The organism is Balneicella halophila, from assembly GCF_003096835.1.
Classification (GTDB): Bacteria; Bacteroidota; Bacteroidia; order Bacteroidales; family Balneicellaceae; genus Balneicella; species Balneicella halophila.
The window spans coordinates 1-1169 of sequence record NZ_QENZ01000002.1; the positions used below are offsets into that span (position 1 = coordinate 1).

A 1169-nucleotide genomic window follows, 5' to 3' on the forward strand; every position below is an offset into this window, starting at 1 on the left:
GATATAGCATTCGCCTGCGGCGAACAAAATTCCTACATTTTCGCTTCACTCAAATTCCCGTCCTTTTGTAAATGCTATATCATCGCAGTGCTATGACAATTACATATAGCTCTATTAGCTAAAAAAAACACTATCATCAAACAACGCCGCCAAGGCGAGATTTACGCTACACATCATTAGCTATATGCAATTGGTTGCTATTTTTTTGTTCCCAAAAATATAAAATCTAACGATTTTAATTATCTTCACAAAAAAACAGACAACTACACATAGCACTGCGTTGGCAGCTATATGAAAAAAAACGCAATGGAATTTAATAAAGAAAAATACAAAGTTTATACTTGGAAAAATTGGATGATGCTACATTGGATTTTGAATCCAGGTTTAGCAATAAACGAATTGATTTTAGGACAAAGAGTCCCAAAAGTCAGTTTGGAAGATAGAACAATTGACAAACCGAGAATTGAAAGAACACTTGTTCCTTGTCCTCATTGCGAGACACTTCACGATGGAAGAACTTGGTCGACAGAAAACGGAACTGCTTTTAAAAATTGGTTTGGACTCTATTGTAAAAGCTGTGGAAATACCATTCCTTGCTTGACTAACGGACTGAGTTTTATAATTCTCATAATTACTTTTCCGATTTGGGGTTGGTTTAGAAAAAGTCTAAAAGAAAAATGGTTAGAAAAACAACCAAAACGATATGAAAATATTAATATAAAACATATTCCGAATCCATTTGACAAAAAGAGTTGAATAAAAACAGGACTGAGTTGGGGAGCATTTATGTTTTTGATTATGTCAATCGGATTTCCATATTTTGAAGGAAAAGAAATAACTTGGAAAACTTTATTGTTGGGTCTTGTGCTTTGGACAATTGGCGGACTTGGATTTGGTTACACGATGAAATTATTTATGAACAAGACAATCAAGAAAAAAAAAGAAAATACAGCTGCCAACAATGTATAAATTCAATTGCAATGAATTTCCTACGGAAATTCATTGCAATTTTCTATCTTTCAGTCTCAATCGGAAAATCGTACCGATTTTCCGCAACTGAAATTTATACGCTAACGATGATATAGCATTCGCCTGCGGCGAACAAAATTCCTACATTTTCGCTTCACTCAAATTCCCGTCCTTTTGTAAATGCTATATCATCGCAGTGC

2 protein-coding genes are annotated in these 1169 nt (G+C 34.2%); both read left to right on the forward strand.

Going from position 1 to position 1169, the window contains the following annotated elements; all coding sequences use genetic code 11:
- Nucleotides 1–306: 306 nt before the first annotated feature.
- Nucleotides 307–756, forward strand: a complete 450-nt coding sequence (locus C7377_RS00010; RefSeq protein ID WP_207778366.1) for a hypothetical protein — start codon at nt 307–309, stop codon at nt 754–756.
- Between the two features lie 42 nt (nt 757–798).
- On the forward strand, nt 799–969 hold the full coding sequence (locus C7377_RS09425) for a hypothetical protein (RefSeq protein WP_207778367.1): 171 nt from the start codon (nt 799–801) through the stop codon (nt 967–969).
- Nucleotides 970–1169: the final 200 nt, after the last annotated feature.

Excerpts from the sequence above, each read along its gene's own strand:
- C7377_RS09425 (WP_207778367.1), top strand. The coding sequence starts at position 799 with ATGTCAATCGGATTTCCATATTTTGAAGGAAAAGAAATAACTTGGAAA.
- C7377_RS00010 (WP_207778366.1), top strand. The coding sequence starts at position 307 with ATGGAATTTAATAAAGAAAAATACAAAGTTTATACTTGGAAAAATTGG.